At 44.5% G+C, this 23,731-nt stretch carries 23 protein-coding genes; all 23 read left to right on the forward strand.

Features of this window, described 5'->3' with window-relative positions; genetic code table 11:
* Positions 1-16 precede the first annotated feature (16 nt).
* The 23 genes from kdsA (at position 17) to rfbH (ending at position 23,730) form a co-directional block, all read left to right on the forward strand.
* Positions 17-841 carry a 3-deoxy-8-phosphooctulonate synthase gene (kdsA, locus tag B9A22_RS02535; RefSeq protein ID WP_084574033.1) on the forward strand — a complete coding sequence of 275 codons (825 nt, stop codon included), beginning with the start codon at positions 17-19 and terminating at the stop codon, positions 839-841.
* A gap of 12 nt (positions 842-853) precedes the next feature.
* Complete coding sequence (locus B9A22_RS02540) at positions 854-1,828, forward strand: KpsF/GutQ family sugar-phosphate isomerase (RefSeq protein WP_084574034.1); 975 nt, start codon at positions 854-856, stop codon at positions 1,826-1,828.
* On the forward strand, positions 1,828-2,373 hold the full coding sequence (locus B9A22_RS02545) for a KdsC family phosphatase (protein ID WP_084574035.1): 546 nt from the start codon (positions 1,828-1,830) through the stop codon (positions 2,371-2,373). Before B9A22_RS02540 ends, B9A22_RS02545 begins: the two co-directional genes overlap by 1 nt.
* A gap of 34 nt (positions 2,374-2,407) precedes the next feature.
* Positions 2,408-3,289, forward strand: coding sequence for a lysophospholipid acyltransferase family protein (locus B9A22_RS02550; RefSeq protein ID WP_084574036.1), 882 nt, complete (start codon positions 2,408-2,410; stop codon positions 3,287-3,289).
* A complete protein-coding gene (gene lptC, locus B9A22_RS02555) occupies positions 3,286-3,846 on the forward strand; it encodes an LPS export ABC transporter periplasmic protein LptC (RefSeq protein WP_084574037.1) in 561 nt (186 codons plus the stop codon). Before B9A22_RS02550 ends, lptC begins: the two co-directional genes overlap by 4 nt.
* Positions 3,843-4,580, forward strand: coding sequence for an LptA/OstA family protein (locus B9A22_RS02560; RefSeq protein ID WP_084574038.1), 738 nt, complete (start codon positions 3,843-3,845; stop codon positions 4,578-4,580). The genes lptC and B9A22_RS02560 overlap by 4 nt, the downstream gene beginning before the upstream one ends.
* A gap of 43 nt (positions 4,581-4,623) precedes the next feature.
* Positions 4,624-5,343, forward strand: a complete 720-nt coding sequence (lptB, locus tag B9A22_RS02565) for an LPS export ABC transporter ATP-binding protein (protein WP_084574039.1) — start codon at positions 4,624-4,626, stop codon at positions 5,341-5,343.
* 11 nt (positions 5,344-5,354) lie between these two features.
* The gene (locus B9A22_RS02570) at positions 5,355-6,443 is read left to right on the forward strand and encodes an LptF/LptG family permease (protein WP_084574040.1); all 1,089 of its coding nucleotides are present in this window, start codon (positions 5,355-5,357) and stop codon (positions 6,441-6,443) included.
* 44 nt (positions 6,444-6,487) lie between these two features.
* Positions 6,488-7,759, forward strand: coding sequence for a DUF3084 domain-containing protein (locus tag B9A22_RS02575; RefSeq protein ID WP_084574041.1), 1,272 nt, complete (start codon positions 6,488-6,490; stop codon positions 7,757-7,759).
* Positions 7,760-8,166: 407 nt separating this feature from the next.
* A complete protein-coding gene (locus tag B9A22_RS02580; RefSeq protein ID WP_084574042.1) occupies positions 8,167-9,291 on the forward strand; it encodes an S-layer homology domain-containing protein in 1,125 nt (374 codons plus the stop codon).
* A 128-nt stretch (positions 9,292-9,419) separates the two neighbouring features.
* Positions 9,420-9,833, forward strand: a complete 414-nt coding sequence (locus B9A22_RS02585; RefSeq protein ID WP_084574043.1) for a RuvC family protein — start codon at positions 9,420-9,422, stop codon at positions 9,831-9,833.
* 363 nt (positions 9,834-10,196) lie between these two features.
* Entirely contained in the window at positions 10,197-11,441 is a 1,245-nt protein-coding gene (locus B9A22_RS02590) for an S-layer homology domain-containing protein (RefSeq protein WP_084574044.1), read from the forward strand.
* Between the two features lie 236 nt (positions 11,442-11,677).
* Positions 11,678-12,862, forward strand: a complete 1,185-nt coding sequence (locus tag B9A22_RS02595; protein WP_084574045.1) for an S-layer homology domain-containing protein — start codon at positions 11,678-11,680, stop codon at positions 12,860-12,862.
* A 179-nt stretch (positions 12,863-13,041) separates the two neighbouring features.
* A complete protein-coding gene (locus B9A22_RS02600) occupies positions 13,042-13,971 on the forward strand; it encodes a hypothetical protein (RefSeq protein WP_084574046.1) in 930 nt (309 codons plus the stop codon).
* Between the two features lie 150 nt (positions 13,972-14,121).
* Positions 14,122-15,504, forward strand: a complete 1,383-nt coding sequence (locus B9A22_RS02605; RefSeq protein ID WP_084574047.1) for an LPS-assembly protein LptD — start codon at positions 14,122-14,124, stop codon at positions 15,502-15,504.
* 36 nt (positions 15,505-15,540) lie between these two features.
* The gene (locus B9A22_RS02610) at positions 15,541-16,542 is read left to right on the forward strand and encodes a bifunctional heptose 7-phosphate kinase/heptose 1-phosphate adenyltransferase (RefSeq protein WP_084574048.1); all 1,002 of its coding nucleotides are present in this window, start codon (positions 15,541-15,543) and stop codon (positions 16,540-16,542) included.
* Complete coding sequence (rfaE2, locus tag B9A22_RS02615) at positions 16,539-17,015, forward strand: D-glycero-beta-D-manno-heptose 1-phosphate adenylyltransferase (RefSeq protein ID WP_084574049.1); 477 nt, start codon at positions 16,539-16,541, stop codon at positions 17,013-17,015. The genes B9A22_RS02610 and rfaE2 overlap by 4 nt, the downstream gene beginning before the upstream one ends.
* Positions 17,016-17,043: 28 nt before the next feature.
* Positions 17,044-18,096 (forward strand): glycosyltransferase family 9 protein, encoded by a 1,053-nt coding sequence (locus tag B9A22_RS02620; RefSeq protein WP_084574050.1) that lies wholly within the window; start codon positions 17,044-17,046, stop codon positions 18,094-18,096.
* Positions 18,097-18,211: 115 nt separating this feature from the next.
* Positions 18,212-19,342 (forward strand): capsular polysaccharide export protein, LipB/KpsS family, encoded by a 1,131-nt coding sequence (locus tag B9A22_RS02625; protein WP_139796139.1) that lies wholly within the window; start codon positions 18,212-18,214, stop codon positions 19,340-19,342.
* A 41-nt stretch (positions 19,343-19,383) separates the two neighbouring features.
* A complete protein-coding gene (locus B9A22_RS02630; protein WP_176215360.1) occupies positions 19,384-20,523 on the forward strand; it encodes a glycosyltransferase family 4 protein in 1,140 nt (379 codons plus the stop codon).
* Positions 20,520-21,293 carry a glucose-1-phosphate cytidylyltransferase gene (gene rfbF, locus B9A22_RS02635; protein WP_084574053.1) on the forward strand — a complete coding sequence of 258 codons (774 nt, stop codon included), beginning with the start codon at positions 20,520-20,522 and terminating at the stop codon, positions 21,291-21,293. Before B9A22_RS02630 ends, rfbF begins: the two co-directional genes overlap by 4 nt.
* 13 nt (positions 21,294-21,306) lie before the next feature.
* Entirely contained in the window at positions 21,307-22,365 is a 1,059-nt protein-coding gene (rfbG, locus tag B9A22_RS02640) for a CDP-glucose 4,6-dehydratase (protein WP_084574054.1), read from the forward strand.
* Positions 22,366-22,404: 39 nt separating this feature from the next.
* Positions 22,405-23,730, forward strand: a complete 1,326-nt coding sequence (gene rfbH, locus B9A22_RS02645; RefSeq protein ID WP_084574357.1) for a lipopolysaccharide biosynthesis protein RfbH — start codon at positions 22,405-22,407, stop codon at positions 23,728-23,730.
* The last annotated feature ends 1 nt before the right edge of the window (position 23,731 follow it).

The following is a 23,731-nucleotide window of genomic DNA, read 5'->3' on the forward strand; positions in this document are numbered from 1 at the left end:
TCAGGAGGCCGATTCTATGAATACAGTACAAATTCAAAATATCACAGTAGGTGCGCAAAACCCCATTACCCTGATTGCCGGACCTTGTGTTATTGAAGAGCCTGAACGCACCCTGAAAATTGGCCGAGCCATCAAAGAAATTGCTGATCGTCTCAACATCCCCTATATTTTCAAAGCATCCTATGACAAAGCCAATCGCTCAGCATACAACTCCTTCCGCGGGCCTGGACTTAAAGAAGGCCTGAGTATCCTTGCACATATCAAAAAAGAACTGGGAGTGCCGGTAGTCAGCGACATCCATTGCATTACTCAGATTGACGAAGCAGCCGAGGTGCTCGACATCCTCCAGATACCGGCTTTTCTCTGTCGCCAGACTGACCTCGTTTATCAGGCAGCCCGGACAGGTAAGGTCATCAATGTGAAAAAAGGCCAGTTTTTAGCACCGCTTGATATGAAAAACGTGATTACCAAGATCGAAGAAGCGGGCAACCACAATATTTTACTGACAGAACGCGGCGCAACCTTCGGCTATAATAACCTGGTAGTAGATTTCCGCTCACTGCCAATTATGCGGTCACTTGGCTATCCTGTGGTATTCGATGCCACCCATAGTGTCCAATTGCCTGGCGGTGCAGGGACCAGCTCAAGCGGACAGAGAGAATTTGTCCCCTATCTGACAAGGTCGGCAACAGCGGCCGGTATTGACATGCTGTTCATGGAAGTCCATGATAACCCACCCGAAGGCAAGTCTGATGCTTGTAATATGCTGTATGTAGACAAGCTGGAAGATCTGCTGAAAGATGTATTAGCCATTGATCATGTAGTTAAGAAACATAAATAGGGAGGGGTTCTAATGCCTATCGAACATGCCCGTGCCTGCTTAGAACTTGAAGCCGACGCCATCCGTGCACTGATTCCGCGGATCAATGATCAGTTTGCTGCTGCGATGGGGATGGTCCTAAATTGCTCAGGCCGTGTAGTAGTTACCGGCATGGGCAAATCCGGACTTATTGGGAAAAAAATTGCCGCAACTTTGGCCAGCACAGGTACGCCGGCCTTTTTTCTTCATCCGGCTGAAGGCATTCATGGCGATCTTGGTATGGTAACTGCAGGTGATATCATCTTAGCGATCTCTAACAGTGGTGAAACCAATGAGATCATCAGTATTTTGCCTACACTGAAACGGATTGGCGCCCCCATTATTGCCATGACAGGCCGCGAACAATCCACCCTTGTGCAAAACGCTGATGTTTTTCTTAATGTAGGTGTAGAGAAGGAGGCTTGCCCGTTAGGGTTAGCACCCACAGCCAGTACAACAGCAACCCTGGCAATGGGAGATGCGCTGGCTGTTGCTTTACTGTCAGCCCGTAACTTTACTCCTGAAGAGTTTGCTCTATACCATCCGGGCGGAGCATTAGGCCGCAAACTCTTGCTGACTGTGGAAAATGTAATGCATAGCGGTGAGGATATGCCTGTAGTATCACCAGACAAAACAGTAAAAGAAGCCCTCTTTGCCATAACAGCCCACGGTCTTGGCGCGGTAGTCGTTGTGGATAGCCTGGATACCATGCTATTACTAGGTCTCCTAACTGACGGTGATATCCGCCGCAGTCTGGAAAAAGGACATGAATTCTTAGATAAACCTGTTGCTGAACTGATGACCAGAAAGCCACGAACAATCACTAAAGATAAGCTGGCCGCCCATGCTTTAAATATCATGGAAAAGAACAAACCACGCCCCATCACCCTGCTGCCAGTAGTTGACAGCCAGTTTCGGGCGATTGGCATTATTCACCTTACTGACTTATTGCGTCAAGGAGTGGTATAATGGATAGTGTCTCATGTGCAAAAAAGGTCAAACTACTCATCTTTGATGTTGATGGTGTATTGACCGGCGGGCATATTATCTTTAGCCAGGACGGCGAAGCCCTAAAAGCCTTTCACTGTCAGGATGGTATGGGGATTTCCCTTGCCCACAAGGCAGGGATAAAGACGGCAATCATCACCGGACGCGAAAGCGAAATCGTCCGCCGCCGCGGTGCCGAACTCAAAATCGGCGATGTATATCAAGGCGCTATGGACAAGGTCATTGCGCTGCGCGAACTCATGGCTAAACATGAAATTGCATTAGATCAGATTGCCTATGTCGGCGATGACATTAATGATCTTCCCGTCATGGTACAAGTCGGCCTGCCGTGCGCTGTTGCCAATGCCGTGCCCGAAGTACAGGCAGTGGCTAAATACATCTCAACCCGCCAAGGCGGTAACGGCGCTGTTCGTGATATCGTTGAATATATTTTAAAAGCGCAAGGCTTATGGGATGGTATTATTGCCGAGTATATGAGAACAGATCGGTTTTCGCTTAATCAGTAGACACTAATCCCACAACCAAGAAAGGAGCAGACACATGTCAAATGAATGGCAATATCACATATGGAAACTGGCCAGCCGCTTGGTGTGCCTGCTGCCGCACTCAGTGATACTCGCTACCGGCAGACTGCTCGGACGTCTCTACTACCGTGTGGCTAGAAAGCAGCGTAACCGTGCACTTAAACAGATCAAAGAGCGTCTCGATTTACCTCAAACTGAAGCTGAAACAATAATCCAAAACTCGTTTCTCAAGCTGGGACAGACTTTTCTCGAAGTCCTCCATATGCCTGCTTTGACCCGAGAAAACTTCAAACGCTATGTTACCTTTGAAAACCGCCATTACCTCACAGAAGCTTTAGCACAGCAAAAAGGCGTTGTGTTTCTGACAGGCCATCTTGGCAACTGGGAATGGTTCGGCGCAGCCTTGGCTCTGGAAGGCTTTCCGGTGGCTGACATCGTGAAACGCCAGCCAAACGACCAACATACCCGTATATTGAACGAACAACGCCAAATGTTCGGTATAGAAATCTTTGCCAGCGGTACAAGCGAAATAATAGGAGCTGCCAAAGCCCTAAAGAAGGGCAAGCTCTTGGCGTTTTTCGCCGACCAGGACGCCGGCCATGAAGGGGTATTTATTGACTTTTTAGGCAAACCGGCGGCAACTCATCTTGGGCCAGCCGTTTTTGCCCGCAAGTTTAAGTCACCTGTTGTACCTGGCTTTATTGTCCGAAACCCTGACGGTACTCACCGCATCCTACTGCAACCGCCTATTTACTATGAAGATACCGGCAACCCTGATGCCGATCTATATAACCTGACTGAACGTATGACCAAAATCATTGAATCAGCAGTCAAAAACTACCCTGATGAATGGTTGTGGTTTAAAAAGCGCTGGAATACTGAGGTGAAGTCTCCTTGACAAAAAAAATGTATGTAGGTATTGCGTGTGCGGTACTTATCCTGGCTGGGGGGCTCTATTATCTCTTCTGGGGGGGGACCTCAGGCGATGCATCAACAGACCCGCAGGCAGCCCCAGTTCAGCCTGCTAACATTACTTTTGCCGGCAGCTCCATTGTTGAAGAGCAGGATGGGAAAAAATTGTGGGAACTAAGCGCTGAGACAATTGAGGCCGATGTGAATGGAAAAGTAGTTTATCTTAACAACCTTAAAGGTATATTCTATCAGGACAACGGCAGTAAGATTGATATTATTGCCAAACGTGCCACCCTTGATACCAAAACCCATGATATTTCCATGCAAGGTGATGTCAAAGCCACAGCAAGTGATGGAGCAGTATTTACTGCGGCTGAAGCCCGATGGTCTGGAGAACCCCAGGGGTTTACCGGCACAGGTGGTGTGTCGCTGACCCGGAATGGTACCATTATTACGGGTGACAATATCATAACAGACGCCAAAATGGAAAAAGTCAAAGTCTTCGGTAAAGCCAAGGTAATCACAGGAGGGATGACACAATGAGAAAAAATGCTTTACTAACAGTTATGACTGCTATAGTTTTTAGCGCAGGCAGTCTGATCACCATGGCTGCACCAGAGCCTGTTGCCAAAACTCCTGTCGAGATTGTGGCTGATTCAATTGACTATGACTCTGCCAGTGGTATTATGCTTGCCAGTGGTACCGTTCGTATCACCCAAGGCCAAGCCGTGATGACTGGTGCAAAAGCCCGGTATAATACCAAAAGCCAAGAGGGTCATCTTACTGGTGGCGTAACGGCAGTTAAAGAAGATACTACTCTGAGTGCTGCTGAAGTAAAGACATACAAAAACAATACCCAGCTAATTGCTATCGGTGATGCCATCCTGACAAAAGGGGATAAGCGTCTTACCGGTCCCAGGATAGAGTATTTTTCCGATACCCAATATGCCTTGGTACCCGAAAACGGGAGAATTGAAATGCCTGACGGTACCATGACTGCTGACAAAATCGAAGCCTTCATTGCCGAAAATAGCGCTACCGGTACCGGGTCAGTCCATATTGTCAGCTCGGTGCGTAAACTGGATGCAACGGCTAATACGGCCACCTACTATGGTGAACCCAAAGGCCAGAGTAAAGTTATCTTAAACGGCAATGCGCACGCCGTCCAGGACGGCAACATCCTGACAGGTGAAACACTGACACTGCGTCTTGACGAAAAGGCTATGGATGCGCAGGGACAAGGCGGTCGCACGAAACTTATCATTACTCCGCAATAGATTCTTTCCACAAACTCTTACTAGCAGCGAGGATATTTGCGATATGTATATCGAAACCCGCGATTTGATAAAAACCTTTAAAACCCGTAATGTAGTAAACGGTGTCAGCCTGCGTGTAGACCAGGGACAGATCGTTGGCCTTCTAGGTGCCAACGGCGCGGGGAAAACAACTACCTTCTACATGATTGTCGGCCTTGAGCGACCCAATAGCGGCCAGATCTTCATTAACGGCGAAGAAATCACGCATATGCCCATGTACAGGCGTTCACGCTATGGCATCGGCTATTTACCGCAGGAAGCGTCTATTTTCCGCAAACTCACAGTAGAAGACAACCTTATGGCCATCTTAGAAACAACCAAGCTGAGTAAGCTTGAAGCCAAAACCAAGATGGAAAGCCTGCTCGAAGAATTCCACGTAGCCCATGTGCGTAAACGCTACGGCTCTGAATTATCAGGTGGCGAACGCCGCCGGGTCGAGATTGCGCGTGCGCTGGCGACTGATCCGGCCTTCATTCTCTTAGATGAGCCGTTTGCTGGTGTTGACCCGATTGCCGTAGCTGACATTCAGGCCATTATCAGCTATCTCAAAGAGCGTGGCATCGGTGTGCTCATTACCGACCATAACGTTAGAGAAACCCTAAGTATTGTTGATAAAGCCTATATTCTTAACGAAGGTCAAATCCTCATTGCTGGCGACAGCGACACCATTGCCAACAGTGAAGTCGCGAAACAGTACTACCTCGGCCACAACTTCAGCTTGTAAGGGAGACTTCCATGCGTATACTTGACAAATATATTCTCAAAGAGCTGCTGGGGCCCTTCTTTTTCGGCATAGCTGCCTTTTCCAGTGTTTTTATTGGCACCAGCACACTCTTTAGAATTGCCCAATATGTAACTAAATATGGCGCATCCATCCCCACCGTAACTAAGCTGTTTTTCTACAGTCTGCCTGGGATTATTGTCCTCACTTTTCCGATGTCCATGCTGTTGGCTGCGCTGCTATCGTTTGGTCGTCTGTCTGGTTCAAGCGAAATAACAGCCATGAGATCAGGCGGTCTTAGTTTCTACCGGCTGGCTGTACCTGTGATGATTACGGCCTTCGTTGTCAGCCTTGCCGCCATCGTGCTTAACGAAGAGGTTGTGCCTGCTGCTAACGCTGGTTATAGTAACATTGTGCGCTATGAGATCGAAAAAAATACCCGCCCAAAATCACAAGAGCACATTATTGTCAAAGACGTTAAAGCAGGCCAGATAGAGCGCTTGACCTATGCGCAGAACTTTATGTCAGATACCAACACTATGAATAAAGTATCTGTCCAGGAGTTTGAAGCCGGCAAGCTTGTCAGGGTAGAAAATGCCGAGACCGCCGTATGGACGACTGACCGCTGGATTATGTACAACGGCACAATCACTGACCTGTCGTCTGATGGCAAGGTGGGCCGCACCCTCAAATTTACAGAGCAAGTTATGCCGATCAACAAAGAACCTAAAGCTATATCCCGCGAGCAAAAAAAGCCTGATGAAATGTCAATGAAGGAACTGAAGCAGACGATTGCTGTTTTGAAAAAAGAATACGCAAAAACCAGCAACTATGAGGTCGAACTGCACCAACGGGTAGCCATTCCGATGGCGAGCTTTGTCTTTGCGCTGATCGGAACACCCCTGGGACTGTCACCTAACCGCTCGAGCTCCTCTATCGGTCTTGGCTTGAGTATCATCATCATCTTCATGTACTATGCAGTACTGACCGTCTCAACCGCATTAGGTCAGGGCGGAGCGATTGCCCCATTTATAGCAGCCTGGATACCTAACATAGTGGGTACACTGGTAGGCATATATTTGATATACAAGGCTTCCCGTTAATACAATTGGTGAATCCCCTGTAACCCCGAGAGAGGAGGGATATCATGTACGGTTTAGCCCTAATTGCCATAATTGCCGTTATGGGCGGTGCCATCGCCTATATTGGTGATAAACTAGGAACTAAAGTCGGTAAGAAAAAACTCAGTATCTTTGGCCTCAGGCCAAAACACACCTCAATCATTGTCACCATCGTCACCGGTATTCTTATCTCGGCGACTACCTTAGGTGTAATGACTGCCATATCCTGGGACGTCCGTACTGCATTGTTTGGCATGGAAGAGCTCAAGGCGGAACTGGTATCCCTAAACAGTGAAGTGGATGTTAAAACCAATGAACTTGAACTCAGTCGCGCGGCCCTTGAGACCAAAACCCAGGAATATATTGCAATCAATACAAAAGTAAAAGAAACAGCCGCACATTTAATACAAATTATGGCAGAACTTGATGAAGTAACAGGCGAGCGTGACCGGGCAGCAGCAGCCTTAAGCCTGCTGCAGTCAGACTATTCCCTGGCGCAGCGCGACCTTGCCAAATATCAAGGTGATATTAAGAGTCTCCAGGCAACAAAAAACGAACTTGACAGCCGCATTGCCGGTCTTAACACCAAGATGAACGAACTGAATACAGCCAAGACAGCGCTGCAGACAGATGTTGACCGTCTGAACGAGTTGGCCGTTAGCCTGAAAAAAGGTCTCCAGATTGTCCGGGAAGGTACAGTTGTATTCAGAACCGGCGAAGTGCTGTCAACCTCAGTTATCGAGGGTGGCAAATCTCCGGAAGATACGGCCAAAATGCTGGGTGAGTCAGTATACAAAACCAATGTACTGATTCTTGATAAACTTGGGGTAGCTGACAAAAAACTTGAAGTGCTCTGGATTGCCCGTTCTGAGTTTGACCAAGCGGCAGCTTTGATTGCTGAAACCAATCAGGCAGTCATTGTCCGGATCTCAACAGTGGGTAATACCGTATATGGTGAACCGGTAATTGGGCGACTTGAACTGTTTCCTAACCACCTGGTGTATAATAAGGGCGAGGTTGTATACAGCGAAGTCGTTAACGCTCCGAGAGACGCGCAGCAGGCAGAAGAGGTTGTTATGGGTTTCCTGCAGAAAGTAAACACGACCGCTGTTAATCAAGGAATATTACCAGACCCTATTCAGGGCACAGTAGGCAGCATGAGCGGCGCACAGCTCTTTGAGAGCGTCAACCGGGTAAAACGCTACAGCGGCAAAATAGAACTCACTGCGGTCGCTAAAACCGACACCTACACAGCAGGTCCGCTGCAAATTGAGATCCGCATCAAAAGCGGTCTCTAAAAAGTTAACATAATATACCTGTTAAGAATCCTGTTTATTAAGCAGGATTCTTTCTTTTTTTGCAGAATACATAGTAACATGAAAGTTAGTTATGTAAATTGCATAACTACAAGAGACATAACTTTCAATGTTGAATAATAAGCCGTAAAATAAGGGTTTTACCAAAAACTACATGCGGCAAAACCACCTATAAACATTGAAAATGTCTCAACATTATGTTAAGATAAATCCTGCGGAATGCGGCAGGTGCGTATCGAGAAAAAAGCCCTGCAAAGAGAGGAAGGACAGATTGAGGAAACGTGGAAACTCATTCGATGCCATCCCCCTTGAGCGGGTAGACCTCCCGATATGTCGGTGGCAACACCCGCAAATTTAAAATAAATTAAATTTCAAGGGGGATACTTCAAATGAACAAAAGACTTCTTAAAGTAGCAGTTACAACTGCACTTACAGTAGCTTTCGCCGTTCCGGCTTTCGCTAACCCATTCTCCGATGTTCCTGCAAAACACTGGGCTTATGACGCTGTAAACAAGTTGGCTAAAGCCGGTGTAGTAACAGGCTTCGGCGACGGCACCTACAAAGGTGACAAAACTGTTTCCCGTTACGAAATGGCTTCCATGATCGCTACTGCAATGCAAAAGAGTCTGAACAACGACCAAAAAGAAACCGTTGACAAACTGTCCAAAGAGTTCGCTACCGAATTGAACGAAATGGGCGTAAAGATTGAATCTCTTGACAAAAAAGTGGACAACATGGTTAAAATCTCCGGTGACGCTCGTGTTCGTTACGGTGATAACACAACTCAAGATACCGACTTCCGTGCTCGTGTAAACTTTGACGGCAAAATTAGCGATAACCTCAAATTTAACGCTCGTCTGACCACTGGCAATATCGGCTACGATGTTAAACCTGCTCAAGGTGGTACTCAAGGCAATATCATTCTTGACACTGCTAACGTAACCTTCAATGCTCTTGGTTTGACTAACACCATTGGTCGTCAAGACCTTAAGCTGGGTAATGGCTTCCTGTTTGATACCAGCCTGAACGCTGTTGCAACTCAAGCTGGTGGCTTGAAATTAGTTGCTGGCCGCGATGGCAGTGCAGATATCATGGCAGCTCAATATGGTACTAATCTGATGGGCGCTAAAGTAACTGCTAACTATATGAAGAAAGATGCTACCGAGTTCTATGGTGCTAACACTTCCTTCAACCTGTTAAACGGTGTAACTGCTAATGCCGAGTTCTATCAAAACAGTGATGACGCTAAGGCTTCCGCATATGGCGTGAAAATTAACAAACTTGGTCTGTCCGCAATGTATCGCGATGTTGACAATGGAATGATGACTGGTTACTCCACTCTTCAAAACGATATGGACAAAGCTTCAATTGGTGCTGGTTTCAAAGGTATGGAATACCAGCTTGAAAAAGCAATTGACAAAAATGCTAACCTGGTTGTTAAATACCAAGACTTCGAAAAACAAGATGGTACAGATATCGCCCGTACCCAAGCTACTGTTAACGTTAAATTCTAATAAAGCATTCCGCAGCAAAAGGACGCCCCTCGTGGCGTCCTTTTTGTATTGTCCAGTATTCTGTGGTATCATCAAAAAGAGGAAACCTTTACTAATGAACAGCATATAGTGATAGGGGGCAAAACCTAATGCAGGAAAACCTAGTCTTATCTATCGACCCAGGCCGGGAAAAGTGTGGTATTGCCGTAGTACATAAAGAACTTGGCATCATCCATAAAGCAATTATCCCTACTACCGAACTCATCACCACAGTGGCAACCTTGGCTGCAGCCTACAACCTAACAACCGCAGTCATTGGCGACGGTACCTCATCCCAGACTGCACGAAAGTCACTTGCCGCAATCGCAGTCAACGGTCAAAAGCTCACCATCACTCCTGTCAACGAGCATCACTCCACAGACGAGGCCCGTAAACGCTACTGGGTCAATAATCCGCCCCAAGGCTTAAAACGCCTCATACCCACCAGCATGCAAGTGCCACCAGTCCCGGTAGATGATTACGTTGCCGTAATTCTTGCCGAGCGCTATTTTTCAGGACTATGACTATAATCATACTCCCCAAATCGTCATTGCGAGCGCTAGCGTGGCAATCTCACCCCATGGCCTCCCTGCAGCCATATTTTCTATGAATTTTGTTGACCAGTGCAAAAAAATGTTATTTTCTTGTTAAATTTTTCTAAATAATAAGAAGGAATTTATACCCAGACGTAGAATACACTAAATCAGAGAAGGTAAAATCTTCATATTTTTAAATCCACTTGGTCTTCCCGCCGAAAATAAGTAGGCGCTAAGATATGAGCACAGACCGAAGGAAGAGGCATTGAGGAAACGTGGACACTCAGTAATTCTCTTCTTAGGTTAGATGCTCGAAAAAATATTTTATAAAACCTAAGGAGGAAGAAACAAATGAAAAGACAAACAGCCTTGGCCTTGGCCGCAGTATTCTCCCTGAGCGTAGCAGGTACAGCTCTAGCAGCTCCTGCTAATCCCTTCGTGGATGTTCCCGCAAAACATTGGGCTTATGACTCCGTTAACAAGCTTGCTCAAGCTGGTGTAATCTCCGGCTATGGCGATGGCACCTACAAAGGTGACAAAACCCTTACCCGTTATGAAATCGCCGTTATCGTTGGCAAAGCAATGGCTAACAGCGGCAAAATGGACGCTGAAACCAAGAAAAACCTTGACGCTCTAAAAGCTGAATTCAGCGCAGAATTGAACAACCTCGGCGTTCGTGTAGATAACCTGGAGAAAAATGCTTCCAAAGTGAAGTTCACTGGTGAAGTTCGCGAACGCTATGATTATCAGGAAGATGTTGATAATACTTCTACCACTCGTCTGCGTTTGAACATGACCGCCCAAATTGCTGATGAGGTAACTTTCCATGGACGTTATCAATCTGCTTCGGGTTGGGGTACTGGTGCGACAACTTCGCTGACTCAAGCTTATATCGCTGGCAAGGTTGCAGGGTTAGATTATAGCTTTGGTCGCCAACCCATTTGGTTGGGACAGGGTCTAATTGCAGATACAAGCGGCAATTGCGATGGCTTGCTGTTAACTGGTGGTAAAGATGTTACAGTTACTGCAGGTGCTTTCAAAAGCACTGCCACTGCCTATGTTGGTGGAGATGTTGATCTGAACTTCTATGCTGCTAACGTGGGTGCAAAATTAGGTGATAACCTTAATCTTAGCGTATCCTACCTTAAAGATAAAGATTCTGTTGCTTATAAAACCACATCTGCTGGCTTAAACTACACAGGTATCAAAAATATTACCGTTAGTGGTGAATTTGGTCAAAATGATTCTGATGTAGCTAAGGTTTTCGATGGAGAAAAAGCAAAAGCTTGGATGGGAAAAATTCAATATGCCGCTGCTAAGAAAGATCAAGTAGGATCTTTGGGTGTATGGGCTGGCTATAGAAACGCTGATCCCGGTTTCGATGTAGGTGAACTTACCACTCTTGACTCTGCAAGACAAGACGCTAGCTTTGGTAATCTCGATAATGTCAAAGGTCTTGAGTTTGGTGTTGAATACACTGTATTTAAAAATGGTGTATTTACAGTTCAGTACAATGATCTGGAACTGAAAGAAGCCGCTGCTGGTGTTGACAAAGATAAGAAAAACTTCTTTGCTCATTTAGTTTACAGCTTCTAATTAAGACTGAGAAAACCGCTAACTTTTAGTTAGCGGTTTTTATATTTGAATATGTATAGTTTTAATTATTTTTTCGACAAATTTCGCTTTAGCTAGCAGGAAATAACTAGACAATGTAGAATATATTACTAAGGCAGATATTGAGAGATGTAATGAGGAAACATGGACACTCATAATAGTCTCTCCTTAGAAGCTCAAAAAAATAAAATTCCTAAAATCTAAGGAGGAAAACACACATGAAAAAACAAACAGCTATGGCTCTGGCAGCAGTATTTGCTATGAGCGTAGCAGGAACAGCTCTCGCAGCTCCTGCTAATCCTTTTGTCGACGTACCCGCTAAACACTGGGCGTATGACTCTGTTAACAAGCTTGCTAAATCCGGCGTAATCTCCGGTTATGGCGATGGCACCTTCAAAGGTGACAAAACTCTTACCCGTTATGAAATCGCCGTTATCGTAGGCAAAGCTATGGCTAACAGCGACAAAATGGACGCGGAAACCAAGAAAGCTCTTGAAGCTCTGAAAGCTGAATTTGGCACAGAACTTAACAACCTTGGCGTTCGTGTAGACAACCTTGAGAAGAATGCCAGCAAAATTAAGTTCACTGGCCAAGTGCGTGAGCGTTATGAGTGGACTGAAGATGGCGGCAACGAGAATCTGCTTCGTTTACGTTTAATGATGACTGCACCTGTTGCTGATGGTGTAACTTTTAAAGGTCGTCTTGCTACCGAATCAGCATGGGGTACTGGTGGTACTGTAGCATTAGATCAAGCTTACCTTACAGGTAAAGTGGCAGGAGTAAATTATAACTTCGGCCGTCAGCCTATCTACCTTGGTAAAGGCTTGCTTGCTGATACTACCAGTAACAACGATGGTTTGGTTGTAACTGCTGGTAAAGACGTCAAAGTTACTGCTGGCGCTTTCAAGAAAGCTGTTGCGAACTACACTATTGGCAATATTTCTGCTGACGTAGCTAAAAACCTCAATGTAACTGCTTCATACATCGAGGACAAGGATGCTACTGCATTATATGAAACCACTGCTGCTGGCATAAGCTACAATGGTTTTGGTAAGTTCGCTATCTCCGGAGAATTTGCTAAAAACGATGTCAATGATATTGATGCCAAAGCTACGATGGCTAAAGTAAAATACGGCGTTGCCAAAGCAAACGAAGTTAACTCCTTTGGTGCTTGGGTTGGCTACAGACAAGCTGAAGCTGGCTTCGATATCAAAGGCCTGACAACTTATGATTTCACCGCCGCTGCTGGTAAAGCATCCAACGACGTTAAAGGTTACGAGTATGGTATTGAATACACCGTCTTTAAAAATGGCGTGTTAACACTTCAATACAACGACATGAAAAACTATGATGAAACTGCTTCAAAAGAAAACTTACTTGCTTATTTAGTTTACACTTTCTAATTAGTAATAATGTAAAACCGCTAACGTATGTTAGCGGTTTTACTTATTTATAGCGTAATATTATCCCTTATTAATGCCAGCGGTGACAAACTTCTTAGTCTACTTCCCTAAAAACGGCAGGAAAATTCTCCTATGTGCCGAAATTAATAACATCTAAATCTTTCAGGGAGGAAACTGGCATGTTTAAAAATAAACTAATAGCGTTAATTACCGTCACTATGCTTTTAACATCATTACTGGCCATTCCTGTATCGGCCCAATCAACAAGCGAACTTACGGTCATTGGCAAACTGGCAGCTGTCGAAAGAAACATATACGGTGCAAGTCAAACAGGAGCACTTATTGACCGGGTAAATAAACTTGAACAGGACATATACGGACAAGAAGCCCATGAAGCGGTATTGCCCCGTGTGGATAAACTTTATGCACACACCTTCGAATCAACCGAGCAAACCCCGTCAATCCTTACTAAACTCAATGGCGTTGAATGGACACTTACCCATCGTGTAAGCAACAGTCCTATCAAAACAAGAATCGAAAACCTTGAAACAACGATGAATGGCAGCCCGTCAACAGGATCAATGGATGAGCGCCTTAGCAAATTACTAAACCTTGCTTATACAGACGGCCGGTTTGAAGTGGTAGCTGCTATACTCGCAAAAGACACTCTTATAAAAATTAAAACCCTTTCAACCTTGAGCAGTAAGCAAAGCCGTGTGGGAGATACTGTAGCTTTAGGGATTGCGGAAGATGTGTATATCGGCGGTGTGCTTGTTCTTCCAAAGGGCGCTAGCGGAACCGGAAAAGTAGTAAAAGTTGACCAATCAAAGAATTTTGGCCGCGACGCCAAGCTTGAGATAAGCTTTGATAATGTTCGTGCAATCGATGGTAGTACAGTAAATACTATCCTTGGTGAAAAAGCCAAACAGGAAACAAAATCAATGGCTAAGGCCGCAGGAGCCAGTGTGGCAGGTATGATTGTCCTCGGGCCGGTGGGCATCCTTGGTGGTGCTTTCATTAGCGGTAAAGAGGCTAATATCCCTATTGGCTCTCAGCTATATATCCAGACCAAAGATGATGTTGAAGTTTATGGTATTAGAGTAAAATAATCGCGAAAAACTAACAAAAAAGCCGCCTAAGTGCGGCTTTTCTACATATTACTAGGCAGAGCATGAAGGAATGACGGGGGATATGTAGAATACAAAGTAGGATACACGCCTCGCCCATAATATATTACTAATAGGAGAATATTAAGCACTATGCCTAATAATAATAAAATTATCCTTGGGCTAATGGCCTTCGCTATAGTCTTTGGCGGTGCTAATCAAAGCCAGGCCCAGGAGACAAAACCTAAGCAAGCGATAACTAGCCAGGCTCCGATTGTAATCGAGGCTAATGATTTATCCTTCAGCGACGAAACCGGTGAGATACTTGCCAAAGGCAATGTCGTAATTACTAATGACGGTCGGCGCGTAGAAGCTGAACAAGTTAACGGCAATACCAAACTAAGTGAAATATGGGTTAAGGATAAAGCTCTGTTTTCCGAGCCAGGAAAAACCCTTACAGGAATAAATACACTATATAACTACAAGCTCAAAACAGGCAGCATGGATAAAGCTAAAGGCAAAGTCGAAAAAAGCTATATTTCCGGCAATAATATTAGCATGTTCCCGGATAAGCTAATCATTAACGACGGCACGGCCACCAACTGCCCAGCCACCGTGCCTGACTACCATATCAGCGCCGATAAAATTGAAATCTGGCCTGGAAACAAAATGATTGCCTATAACGCTAAATTCTGGATTGGGAACATGGTGATTTTTTCTCTTCCTAAATACCAGCAGTCTTTAACCCCGGAAAATGACAGCGTAGTATTTCCACAATTAGGTTATGATAGTGATGACGGTGTGTTTATTAAGCAGCGAATTGAATATCCGTTTAATAACAAATTAGCTGCCTATGTTAACCTGGACTACTACTCCAGGGCTCATTTTAAGCCAAACTATGGACTAATTGATCGCGAATCTAACTACTCAGTTGGTATCTCTCAAGGACATTTTAGCGATGATGATAGTAATTGGATTAAGAAAGAGCCCGAATTTAAGTTTTCCTATTACCCACATCGGTTAGGCAAGCTGCCAGTAAGCTATACCTTTACTGCTGCCTATGGAAAGTGGAGTGATTCGCAGAAGACAAGTTGGCATCAGGACTATAGTTTATATTTTAAGCATGATACGATTAAACTTGGCGAAAGTGTAACCCTAAATATAGGAACAGGGATTCAACATGTGCGTGAAAGCTATGATGATTCCAGGCGAGATATGTGGAAGTTTGATGCAACGGTAGATAAAAAATGGTCTGAACGCCTCAATACTTGGGTTGGTTATCACTATACCCAAAATAATGATGCATTATTTGAGTATGATCAAACCGACTTATCCCGTGAATTAGCATCAGGCTTTACCTATAAGATCGACAAGATGAACGCTATCGGGGTCAGTCACAGCTATGACCTAGATAACGACAAAGTTGCCGATATTGATTATAGTTGGTATCGCAATTTGCATTGCTGGGAAGCTAAAGTTACCTATCGTGCTAAGCGTGATCAAATTAGATTTGACGTTAGTACCGTCAAGTGGTAGAGAATCATTGTAACTCTGAAAGGAGTCGTTCCGCCCATGTCTCGGAGCCTTATGCAGTATATCGACAAGCTTCAAAATCAGAAAATCATGATTATCGGTGATATGGTAGCAGATGTCTACCTTGAAGGCAAAATATCCCGTATTTCCCGCGAAGCACCAGTTCTTATCCTTGAGCATTCTCATGAAACCGTAGTGCCTGGCGGCGCGGCTAACGCTGTTCATAACGCAGCTGCTCTAGGAGGACAAGTTTATGCTGTTGGCGTAGTCGGTCAAGATAATGCCGGTAAGCAGCTAACCAGTACTCTAAACAACAAGAAAGTTAATACTGATGGCTTTATTGTTGATGCTTCCCGACCAACCATTACAAAAACACGTATTATGGCTGGCGGACAGGCTACCGTACGTCAGCAGATAGTTCGAGTAGACCGAGAAAGTAAAGACCCACTCAGCCCTGATATTGAGAAAATACTTCTTAATTATATAAAAGAAAACATTGGTGTTATGTCTGCTGTAATTATAAGCGATTATGGCAGCATGACAGTATCGCCCGCCATTCGGGAACAGGCAATTGCTGCCTGCAACTTGGCGGGCATTCCGTCTATCGTTGACTCACGCTATAACGTTATGGCCTATGAAGGGATCAAACTAGTCAAACAAAATGAATCCGAGGCCGCTGCCTCTTTAGGTTTAAAAGTGCTGGAAAACAACTCACAACTACAACAGGCTGCTGAAGCAATGTTGGCACGTCTCAAGGCTGAGGTAATTCTGATTACACAGGGGCCGGATGGGATGACCTTGTATAACCGCAACGGTGCAAACACTCATATTCCGGTAACTAATATCAGTGAGGTCTATGACGTAACAGGTGCTGGTGATACAGTTGTGGCCACGATGATGCTTGCGTTGGCTGCCGGCGCTGACTATGTAGATGCAGCTTCCCTGGCGAATTTTGCTGCCGGTGTTGTTGTACGTAAGCCTGGGACTGCTACCACCACCCCGCAGGAGCTTAAAGCGGCGATTGGAGAATATTACTCATGAAAATTGTAGACCGCAAGGATATTGCCGTAATAACCAAAGAGTTAAAAGCAAGTGGGAAAAAGATTGTATTTACAAATGGTTGCTTTGATTTATTACATGCTGGGCATGTTCGTTATTTAGCAAGCGCCCGGGAGCTGGGCGATTGTTTAATTGTCGGTTTAAACAGCGACAACTCAGTAAAAAGCCTCAAAGGGGAGTCCCGACCGATTAATGGCCAGGATGACAGGGCTGAAGTGCTTGCTGGTCTGTCGGCCGTGGATTATATAATTATTTTTGATGAGGTTACAGCCGAAGGCTTGGTGGCCGAGGTTCAACCTGATGTCTACGCCAAAGGTGGGGATTATACAATCGATAGTCTGCCAGAGAGCAAAGTAGTTGCTGCATATGGCGGACGCACGGTATTAGTGCCGGAGGTATCAGGCCGATCGTCCAGTAATATAATCAAGAAATTGAGCGGTGAGAAAACAAATTAAGAGTGTCTCACCTTATCGGAGGCAAGAAGTGCATTACAGGAATATTTTAGTCATAAAGCTTAGTGCAATTGGTGATGTAATCCACGCTCTGCCTGTAGCGGCAGCCTTGAAGAAATGCTTTCCACAAGCTAAAATTACCTGGGTTGTGGAAAAAGCGGCCTACGACATATTAACCAATAACCCATATATAGACGATCTAATCGTTTTTGAAAAAGCAAAGTTTAAGACAATTGGCAATTTGATCCAGTATGCTCCGGGATTTATAAATGATCTGAGGTCACGCAAGTTTGATCTAGCTCTTGACCTGCAGGGTTTATTTAAAAGTACTGTAATCGCTTATCTAAGCGGTGCTCCTACCAGACTAGTATATGAAAACGCGCGCGAAGGCAGTAGCCTCTTAAGCAAGCGGATTATTGGCAATTATGCTGAAGGGCATATTGTTGATCGTTACCTTGATGTCGTAAGGGCGCTAGGCTGCACAGTTGGTAAACCTGTGTTTCCGGTAGTTATCACCGAGGAGGAGGCCGCTAGAACCAGCGCTCTCATGGCACATGCAGGGCTTATGGCCGATATTCCATATGTCGTGCTGGCACTGGGTGCTAATTGGCCTAACAAAATATGGCCGGCTGAGAAATATGCTGAAATCTGTGACCATCTGCAGGCTGACGGTAAGACTGCACCGGTAATCGTAGGTGGACCAGGAGAAATCCCGTTGCTTGAAAGATTGTTAGCAAATACCCAAATACCGCCTGTTAGTCTAGTAGGGAAAACTACACTCAAACAACTGGCTCATATAATCAAACATGCCCAGGCCTTTATTGGCGGCGATACCGGGCCGATGCATTTGTCTGCTGCGCTTGGCACGCCGACAATTGCTTTAATGGGACCAACAGACAAAATACGTAATGGTCCTTATGGCGAATCTCATAAAGTGATCCTGGTTGACAAGCAGTGTGCCGGATGCTGGCGGCGCAAGTGTCCGAAGGGGCTGGATTGCCTTGCTGGTATCAATGCCGATGAGGTTTATGTAGCTTTGATGGACATTATAAAAAGAGGTGATATGCATCGCTCGCTTCGATAAACGGATACTGTTCATTTCATTGAACGGACATCAACGACGCTACTTTCGTACGTTAGGGAATTACCTTAAGGATTCTAATCAGATTTATCACGTTGACTATTCCTCATCAACGATAATGGATATACTTACCCAGCCATCACTAGAATCGCTGCCTACGGAAATAGGTATTAAGGAACAAGACATTGAGGAGATAATCTCCTTTTTATTAATAAAGGGGAAGTATCGAAATTTTGGCCTAATCAGGCGGTTTCTTCATAGTAAACAAGTACTGGAAGCTCAGGCTTATGGAGCCTTAAAATTCTTTCATAAGTATATAAATGAGCATAGCATTGATCTTGTATGTGTCTGGAATGGCACTCTAATCCCATTGGCTGCAGCAACTAAAATTGCTAAAAACCTTGGCAAGAAAACATTGTTTTTTGAGAATGGGTACTTACCTAATACTACAACAGTAGATCCTCAAGGTGTAAATTATGCCAATAGTCTAGTGGGAAAACCACGTTCATTCTATGACGAGATTGAAATAGAACCAGAAAAACTGCGCCAGCTTTATGAGGCCAGGCCCGCTATTCGAGCTCTGAAGGCCAAATGGTATCACAAACTGGTAAAGAATAAAACGCAGGGTCAGGTGGAAGACATCCAACTACCTGCCAAATATATATTCGTACCATTTCAAGTTCATGATGATACTCAGGTTCTACTAAACTCTTCGAATGTCAAAACAATGGCAGAACTTCTGGACTACGTTGTTCCTGCAGTTGAACAGTATAATATAGAAGCCAACGATAGCATTGAGTTAGTTGTGAAAGAACACCCTTCTGATTTTGGCAGAATCAACTATGAAGAATTACGACAGAAATATGCAAAAAGAAACGTTATCTTTCTTCGTTATTTTCCGACTCCACAGCTCATTAATTCTTCAGCAGGGATCCTAACGATCAATTCCTCAGTTGGCATCGAGGCGCTTGTCCAGCATAAACCGGTAATAACAATGGGAAAGGCTTTCTATAATGTCCCTGGATTAACTGTGCATGCTGCAGAGCCTGCTAAATTGTCCACAGTACTTTCTGTGGTAAATCAGCAGCCTGACGATAGGCTTATCGATAAATTTTTGTATTATCTTCGCTATTATTATTTGGCAGAGGGTAGTTGGCGTCAACCTGATGCAAGTCATCTGCAAAGTGTGAAGACTAAAGTAGCTGCCCTTTTAGCAGAAGGGACGAGTAAGAATGTACCATTATCCTAAGAAGAGTAGTTAGAAGGTGAGAAATATTGGCGCAAATATGCATGGTCCTCAATAATTTCGAACAGCCTTTTGGCGGACCTGAACTACAGGCGCAAAAAGTTGCAGCTTCGCTAATGGCACGAGGACACAGCGTTTTAATTATTGCTAAGGGGAGCGGTAAGGCACCCGCTCATGAAGTTTTGAATGGGCTGAAGATAGTCCGCCTAAACAGACGCGGATTAGCGTCTGTTGATCTCTTGTTGCAATTATATAAATATAGAAATGATTTCAATGTGATTCATGTACATGGAGTTGGGAGACTAGCTTCAATGTCCATAAATTTTGGAAAGTACTTTCAGAAAAAAGTGTTCATCAAAGTAACAACTACTGGGCATGTATTAAAACAGCCTGCTTCAAGGATTAAGGAACTCATGCAAAAGTTGTTACCCTTTCGTGAACGAAAGCTCAAGCTGTTACAACAGGCTGACGGCGTTATCTCGATAAGCAGTGAGATTAGAAAAGAGCTTGAGAAAAACGGTTTTTCCAAAAATTATATCTATGATATTCCTAATGGGATTGATACTTTAAAATATTATCCTGCGAGTTCTGAAGATAAGATTAAACTTCGTAATATACTGGGACTACCTGTTGATAAACGTATATTTATTTTTACCGGCAAACTGACCCGACTTAAAGGACTAGATACTTTATTGGCAGCCTGGAGTAAATCAGCATACACGAAGGAAAACGGATTGCTGGTAATGTTAGGTAGTGGCCAAGGACAGAAAGACAGCCTAGAATCGTACATTAGCAATAGTATTAAGGTGAACTCTCTGGAGCAGTCGGTAGTTGTCTTGGGCGATGTTGATAATGTGTTTGACTACCTCCGAGCGACAGATGTCTTTGTTTTTCCTTCGCGGCGAGAGGGGCTGCCAAACTCACTATTAGAGGCAATGGCTTGCGGCCTGTTGTGCATTGCGTCTGACATTGCTGGAAATAACGACTTAATTATCTCAGGAGAAAGTGGTTTCTTGCTTCCTGTGGAAGACGTTAGTGAATGGGCAAAGCAAATTGAGAGTGCGATCGATACTTTAGATGGCAGACTGATGGAGTCAGCGGCAAACATGATCAAGGATAATTATGATTTGAGAGTTACGGTAGATAAGCTTGAGAGGCTGTTAAATAATGGGGTGAAATTATGAAAGTGGTAATTCTTGCAGGTGGTTTCGGAACTCGTATTGGCGAAGAATCACATATAAAACCTAAACCCATGATCGAGATCGGGGAAAGGCCTATCTTATGGCATATCATGAAGATCTATTCACATTATGGCTTTAACGATTTTGTCATCTGCCTAGGTTATAAGGGATATTGTATAAAGGAGTATTTTGCTCACTACTTTCTGCATGAATCAGATGTTACGTTTGATTTTCGGAACTCAAACCAACAAGTTATCCATAGCCACTGTGCCGAGCCTTGGAAAGTTACATTGGTGAATACCGGAATGAATACCATGACCGGTGGCCGCGTGAAGCGAATTCAGCCACATGTTGGTAATGAACCATTTATGCTTACCTATGGAGATGGGGTAGCCAGCGTGAATATCGCAAATTTGGTTAAATTTCACCAATCACAAGGTAAATTGGCGACTATTACTTCTGTACAACCAGGAGGTAGGTTTGGTGCGCTTAGCTTTTCCGATACAGGTAATGTTAAAGGGTTTCAAGAAAAGCCAAAAGGGGACGGCGCGTGGATAAATGCTGGATTTTTTGTACTCCAGCCGGAGATTTTTGACTATATTGCAAGTGATGATACTGTTTGGGAGCGAGAGCCTTTAGAAAATCTTGCGAAAGATGGGCAACTCGTAGCTTACAAACATGAGGGATTTTGGCAACCGATGGACACGCTGAGGGATAAAATTGCACTTGATGATTTATGGAAGTCGGAAAAGGCACCGTGGAGAGTCTGGTAGTAGGAGAAGAAGAATGAAACCGATCGTTAATCCATCTTTTTGGCGCGGAAAGAAAGTATTTATTACCGGTCATACCGGATTCAAAGGTTCATGGTTGAGTTTATGGCTGCACCATATGGGGGCAATGGTTACAGGGTACTCGTTACAGCCGCCCACAAGTCCAAGCATGTTCAATGTTTGTCACGTTAACCGCTTAGTTAAGTCAGTTATAGCCGATATCCGTGACTATCAACAATTGCATACTGCAATGCAAGCAAGCGAAAGTGATATAGTGATTCACATGGCGGCTCAGCCCTTGGTACGAGATTCCTATAGAAATCCAGTGGAGACTTATGCAATAAATGTGATGGGGACAGTGCATGTCCTAGAAGCAGTACGCAGTACGCGTGGTATAAAAGCGGTTGTTAATGTGACAACCGATAAATGCTACGAAAATAAAGAGTGGGTATGGGGTTATCGTGAGCATGAGGCCTTGGGAGGATACGATCCCTATTCAAGTAGTAAAGCATGCTCTGAACTGGTTACTTCTTCGTATAGGCAATCATTTTTTTCAAATGCTTACATTGCTACGGCAAGAGCTGGAAATGTAATAGGTGGAGGAGACTGGGCCTCTGATCGGTTAATACCTGATTGCATCAGGGCATTTGAAGAAGGTAGACATGTCAGAATTCGTAATCCGCATTCCATCCGACCTTGGCAACATGTCTTGGAACCTTTACACGGCTATCTTGCACTCGCCCAAAAGCTATTTGAAGAAGGCGAACCATATGCCAGCAGTTGGAATTTCGGCCCAAATGAAAATGATGCCAAGCCTGTTGAATGGATTGTAGAGAGACTTTGTCACAAGTATGGGAATACAGAAGGTTACGAAATTGACGCCGGTTCGCATCCCCATGAGGCAAATTATTTAAAGCTCGACTGCTCCCAGGCCAAGGCAAAACTAGGCTGGCATCCTCAGTGGGAACTTGAGCGTGCTTTAGAAAAGGTAGTCGAATGGTTTAGGGCATACAGGGATAATCAAGACATGGGGCGTGTCTGCATACAGCAAATAGAAGATTACATGCGAAACTGAGGCGATATAGTGGAAAATAATGACAAGATAGAAAAAGAGATGCGACAGCAGGTTCTTGAGGCAGCTGTTCGTTTCTACAAATATAAGCATAAAAAGGATGCACAAGAGTATACGCCTGGGGACCGGATTTCCTATGGGGGGCGTGTTTTCGACGAAAAGGAAATTGTCAATCTTGTTGATTCCGCTTTGGACTTTTGGCTAACCACTGGCCGATATGCTGAGCAATTTGAGCGACAGTTTGCCGACTTTTTGGGAGTGAAGCACTGTTCTTTGACAAATTCAGGGTCATCAGCCAATTTGCTTGCGTTTATGGCGCTGACTTCACATAAGCTAGGGGACCGAAGGATAAAAAAAGGCGATGAGGTAATAACAGTAGCCGCAGGGTTTCCTACCACTGTTACCCCCATCATTCAATTCGGCGCTGTCCCAGTTTTTGTGGATGTTGCCATCCCTAGTTATAATATTGAAGTAAATCAGTTGAAAGAAGCGTTATCAACCAAAACAAAAGCGGTAATGATTGCCCATACGCTGGGGAATCCATTTGATTTGACAGTTGTTAAAAGTTTTTGTGATGAGCACGGTCTTTGGTTAGTTGAGGATAACTGTGATGCGCTCGGGAGTAAATATTGCTACGATGGTGAGTGGAAATACACAGGCACTCTGGGGCATCTAGGAACGTCAAGCTTCTATCCTCCCCACCATATGACTATGGGGGAAGGGGGAGCTGTTTACACTAACGATACTGAGCTAAAACGTATTGTAGAGTCATTTCGCGATTGGGGGCGTGATTGCTGGTGTCCGTCGGGTAAAGATGATACTTGTATACATCGCTTTAGCCAACAGTTTGGTGAACTCCCCTCAGGTTATGATCACAAATATGTATACTCTCATTTCGGCTACAATCTTAAGGTTACTGATATGCAAGCAGCAATTGGTTGTGCTCAGTTGGATAAGCTTCCTGATTTCATTGATAAACGTCGTGAAAACTGGCAGATACTTCGAGATGGCTTGAGTGACCTCCAAGACGTACTTATTCTGCCTGAACCAACACCTGATTCTCTGCCAAGTTGGTTTGGTTTCTTAATCACAATTAAGGAAGATGTTAATTTTACCAGAAACCAAATGATAGCCTATCTGGAGGGAAGAGGGATCCAGACGCGGATGCTGTTTGCAGGTAACCTTCTTCGACACCCCTGCTTTGATGAGATGCGCAAGTCTGGGCAAGGTTACAGAGTAGTTGGGGAGTTAAGCAACACAGATATTATCATGAACCAGACCTTCTGGATTGGTGTATATCCCGGCATGTCAACTAAAATGTTAGATTATATGATTCACGAGCTACATGCTTTCTTTGATCAGGTGTAAG

Source organism: Sporomusa malonica (assembly GCF_900176355.1).
GTDB classification, from domain to species: Bacteria; Bacillota; Negativicutes; order Sporomusales; family Sporomusaceae; genus Sporomusa; species Sporomusa malonica.